The following is a 4,816-nucleotide window of genomic DNA, read 5'->3' on the forward strand; positions in this document are numbered from 1 at the left end:
ACTTTGCACAGGCGAGATTTACCGGCTTTTTGTAAAAATCAGATCACATTCACGGCTGGGACAGGGGATCAGCGTGAGTGAGTCGTTTTTAAGAGAAAAGTTTTGATAAAAAGCCACGTACACGCTCCCTTGAAGAAAGCCTATCTGCTGGACTCGGCGGATAGAATCCACCCGGTAGGCCCGGCTGCTGCGGTAATAACTGGTTTCCTCACCCATGGACGATAGCCTGCCGTCGCTCTCGAAGGTGAGGGTTTGGGGAATGGTAGTATCAATAGTCTTGGTGGTGAAGGAAGAATCGTTGGGGACGTTTTTTTTCACGAGCTTCCAGGTACCCGATAGCGGTGGGTAGCCCACGCCCGACGGCGCATCCTCCTTAACGCAGCTGCCTAGTCCCGCCACAGCGATGATCGCAAGTAATAAAAAAAGTACTTTTTTCATAAAATCCGCCGGGCCGCTTGCCTTTCTCTGGATCAAGCGTGGTTCCAAAATAAAGAAAATTCCGTGAGGGCACCAACTTTCGAAAGTGCCGTCGGCAGGTTTTGAAAACCATATGGCACATTTAGTGTTATCGACGCTTTGATAACAATTTCTTAATACTGCCGCACGGACAACCCGATTACTTTTGCGGCCTACCATTAACCCACTACAAGCTTATGACCAAAACGATCTACCTCAAATTTTTTCTTTGTCTGCTTCTCCTGGCCCCTTTATTTGGGGTGCGGGCACAAATCGTTATCAGCCAGGTGTATGGCGGCGGGGGCAACTCAGGTGCGCCGCTCAAAAACGATTTCGTCGAGTTGTTTAACCGGGGCACAGCCGCAGTTTCGCTCAGTACTTACTCTGTCCAGTACGCCAGCGCCGCCGGAACGGGTAATCTCGGTGCCGGAAATGGTAAAACTGATTTGTCGGGGACTATTCAACCCGGACAATATTACCTCGTGCAACTGGCAGGAGGCACTACAGGCGCTGACTTGCCGACGGCGGATATCATCGGAACAACTGGTATGAGCGCAGCTGCCGGCAAAGTTGCTCTGGTCAACAGCCAGGACGCTCTGCCCTGCAACGGCGGCTCTACGCCTTGCTCTGCCGAAGACCGCGCCAAAATCCTGGATTTGGTCGGTTACGGAAACGCTAATTTCTTCGAAACGGCGGCGGCCCCCGGCCTGAGTAATTCGACTTCTGCTTCGCGCAAAGCCAGCGGCTGTACGGACACGGACGACAACTCAGCCGATTTCACGGCGGGTGCGCCCGCTCCCCGCAACGCTGCGACTACGCTGAACCCCTGCTCGGCTGGCCCACTCATTGCGGCCACGCCCGCTTCCCTGACCGGAGCCGACGAATTGTCGTACGAAGTGGGTAGTGGCTCGGCCAGTAAGATCCTTTCCGTCAGCGGCTCTAATTTCTCTACCGCCTCGGGACAAATCACCGTAACTTCTTCCGATGCCGCCTTTACCGTTTCTCCCGGTACTTTGTCGTTCAGCAATTCCGCCCTGGCCACTACAAATGTGACGGTCACGCTGGCAGCGGGGCTGTCGGTTGGCAATTATTCCGGAACAATCAGTTTTTCCGGCGGCGGGGCGAATCTTGCTGTATCAGTGAGCGGAAAAGTAGTGAATTCTCCAAATACTATTACGTTCATTCACGACATTCAAGGTAGTGGCGCGACGAGTCCGGTAACCGCGACCACCGCGACCATCGAGGGAATCGTCACGCGTACTTTTCCGGGCGGTACCGGACTCAACGGCTTCTACGTGCAGGAAGAAGACGCCGATGCCGATGCCGATCCTGCTACGTCGGAAGGGATTTTCGTCTATGATCCGGCGGGAACGTTCACCGGGAGCGAAGGTGCGAAAGTAAAAGTGACAGGTACGGTAGCCGAATTCACGACGACCAGCGGCGGGGTTTCCAGCAGTCTCACCCAATTAACCGACTTGAACAACGTCACTCAAATCAGCAGCGGCAATCCACTGCCTGCGATTGTGACCGTCAAACTACCCGTGGCCAACGTCAGTGATCTGGAGCGCTACGAGGGCATGTTGGTAGAAGTAAGTGCTACGGAAGGCAACCTGGCCGTGACGGACAATTTCCAGTTGGGCCGTTTCGGGCAAGTGGTACTTTCGGCGACAGGTGCCAGCAATGCGGCGGGAACGGACGCGCGCCTCGACCAGTACACCCAGTTCAACACACCCAGTGTGTCGGGCTATGCCGCTTATTTGGCCGAAGTAGCCAAGCGTAAAATCATCCTCGACGATGGCAGCAGTACGGGGAATCCCGACCCGATTATCTTCGGTCGGGGCGGTCAGCCGTTGAGCGCGACCAATCCCCTGCGCGGTGGCGACGAGGTGGCGAGCGTCACGGCGGTCCTCGACGAGCGTTTTGAGGGCTACCGCTTGCAAACAAATGCGGGCGTGAATTTTATCGCCGCAAATGAGCGTCCGGCCACGCCTCCGACGGTGGGTGGCACGCTGAAAGTGGGCAGCTTTAATCTCTTGAACTATTTCAACGGCAATGGCCAGGGCGGCGGCTTCCCTACCGATCGCGGGGCCAACACTCAGATCGAGTACACCCGTCAGCGTGACAAAACGATCAAGGCGATAACCGAGTCGGGCGTCGACATATTCGCATTTAATGAGCTGGAAAACGACGGTTACGACTCCAATAGCGCCATTCAGGACCTCGTCAGCGGAGCCAACGCAGTCCTGGGAGCCGGAACCTTTGCGTTCATTAACCCAGGAGTTTCTATTTCTTCTGACGCTATCACGGTGGGAATGATTTACAAACCTGCCAAAGTGACACCAGTTGGATCCGCCGCCACACTGACGACCAGCGCAGCTTTTAATTCCACGGGACGCCAGCCGCTGGCGCAGACTTTCAAAGAAAACGCTACCAATGCCGAATTTACCGTAGTAGCCAATCACTGGAAATCAAAAGGTTCAGGCACGGGCGCTGGAAATACCGATGCTAATGACGGACAGGGCAGATCCAACGGCACCCGCACCCAGCAGGCGCAGGACCTGGCCGCGTGGCTGGCGACCATGCCCACGGGTACGATCGATCCCGACTACCTGATCCTGGGCGACTTGAACGCTTACGCTAAGGAAGATCCGCTGGTCGCTCTGGAAAACGCGGGCTACACCAACCTGGTACCCAACACGACCTATTCTTACGCATTCAACGGATTCTTCGGCGCACTCGACCACGCGCTGGGGAGCGCCTCGCTGGTGTCGCAGGTTACGAGTGCCACCAAGTGGCACATCAACGCCGACGAGCCCATCGTGCTGGATTACAACACCGAGAACAAAACGCCCGGCCAAATCAGCAGCTTATACAGCGCTGATCAGTACCGCACTTCCGATCACGATCCGGTCATCGTCGGTTTGGCGTTGACGGTTCCGGTTACGCCATTGGTTATCAGCGTTAGTTCTACCGATCTGCTTTGCAACGGCACAGCCACGGGCAGCATCGACCTGACGGTGAGCGGCGGTACGCCGGGCTACACCTTCGTGTGGTCTAATGGAGCCATGACCGAAGATCTGAGCGGTCTGGCAGCGGGACAATATATGGTGACGGTAATGGACAACGGAGGACAATCCGTTCAGGAAAGCGTAACAATCACGGAACCCTCGGCCATTGCGGTTACGCCTGGTAGCGACAAGTCGGTTATCCTGGGCTTCGGCAGCAACTGCACCGACATTTCGGCCAGCGCCAGAGGCGGCACCGGAACCCTCACCTACCTGTGGCAGCCAGTCAATTTGCCGGGTCAGTCGGTGGAGGTTTGCCCCACGGCCACGACGACCTACACCGTGACCGTGACCGATGCCAATAACTGCACGGCCAGGGCCACAGTGAAGGTGACCGTAAACGATGTCCGCTGTGGCAACAAAAACCAGAATGTCACGATCTGCTACTACGGCGTGACGCAGTGCGTCTCGGAAAAAATCGCCGAGCGCTACCTTAAGCTGGGCGCTACCATCGGAGGTTGCGGTACAAACGCCCGCATCGGTGCCGAAGAAATAGTGACGGAAAAGCCATTCAGCCTTTCGGCCCAGGCTTTTCCCAACCCCACGACGGGTACCCTCACGCTCCGTATTCAGAGTGTAATGAGCGGCCCGGCGGTACTGGACGTGCTGGATATGGCCGGAAAGCCCTTACAGCAGCGCGTTGAAAACCTAACCGAAGGCCTCAACGAAATCCCATTGGACCTGGACCGTCAGGCCGCCGGGACTTACCTCATCCGTTGCCGCGACGCAGCGGGTCGGCAGGCCGTGGTGCGGGTGCATCGGCAGTAATATTTTTTGATTGATAGGCGACCCCGCAGCGAATGCGGGGTCGCTTTTTTTGTGGGCTCCGGTATCTTTTGGACTTACGCCCTCTTCTATTTTCCCATAAATAATGTCAAGGAATTGAGTAACAGGTCATATTTTCTTTAATTTTGAGAATTAATGGAACTCGATCGACTGGCAGACAGAACGTTTTCACAAATCGTGCGATCCTCCTGAATTTATTTAACCACAAAAAAACAAGCCATGAATCGAAGGGACTTTATGCAATTGACCGGAATGAGCGCAGGCGCTTTAATGCTGCCGACGATTCCGGTGTTGGGCCGAAACGTGACGCCCGAAGCGCTGCTCGAAAATGCGCTGGACGTCGCGGTCAAAAAACGCCTGGCCGATGCCGCGCTTAACGCCGCCACCGCCAAGGGCGCAACCTACGCCGACATCCGCATCGGGCGCTACCTCAATCAGTTCGTCGTGACACGCGAAAATAAGGTGCAAAACCTGACCAATACCGAATCGTATGGCGTGGGGGTGCGGGT

General features: G+C 55.8%; 3 protein-coding genes. 2 read left to right on the forward strand and 1 reads right to left on the reverse strand.

Features of this window, described 5'->3' with window-relative positions; genetic code table 11:
• Nucleotides 1-18: 18 nt before the first annotated feature.
• The gene (locus tag ACEW8P_RS20120; RefSeq protein WP_373514866.1) at nucleotides 19-438 is read right to left on the reverse strand and encodes a hypothetical protein; all 420 of its coding nucleotides are present in this window, start codon (nucleotides 436-438) and stop codon (nucleotides 19-21) included.
• Between the two features lie 215 nt (nucleotides 439-653).
• On the opposite strand from ACEW8P_RS20120, the gene ACEW8P_RS20125 reads away from it, so the two are divergent.
• On the forward strand, nucleotides 654-4,289 hold the full coding sequence (locus tag ACEW8P_RS20125) for an ExeM/NucH family extracellular endonuclease (protein ID WP_373514867.1): 3,636 nt from the start codon (nucleotides 654-656) through the stop codon (nucleotides 4,287-4,289).
• A gap of 237 nt (nucleotides 4,290-4,526) precedes the next feature.
• On the forward strand, nucleotides 4,527-4,816 hold a 290-nt coding region (locus ACEW8P_RS20130), incomplete at its 3' end, for a PmbA/TldA family metallopeptidase (RefSeq protein WP_373514868.1).

This window comes from Persicitalea sp. (genome assembly GCF_041751555.1).
Lineage (GTDB): Bacteria > Bacteroidota > Bacteroidia > Cytophagales > Spirosomataceae > Persicitalea.

Excerpts from the sequence above, each read along its gene's own strand:
- ACEW8P_RS20120 (WP_373514866.1), bottom strand. The coding sequence starts at position 438 with ATGAAAAAAGTACTTTTTTTATTACTTGCGATCATCGCTGTGGCGGGA.
- ACEW8P_RS20125 (WP_373514867.1), top strand. The coding sequence starts at position 654 with ATGACCAAAACGATCTACCTCAAATTTTTTCTTTGTCTGCTTCTCCTG.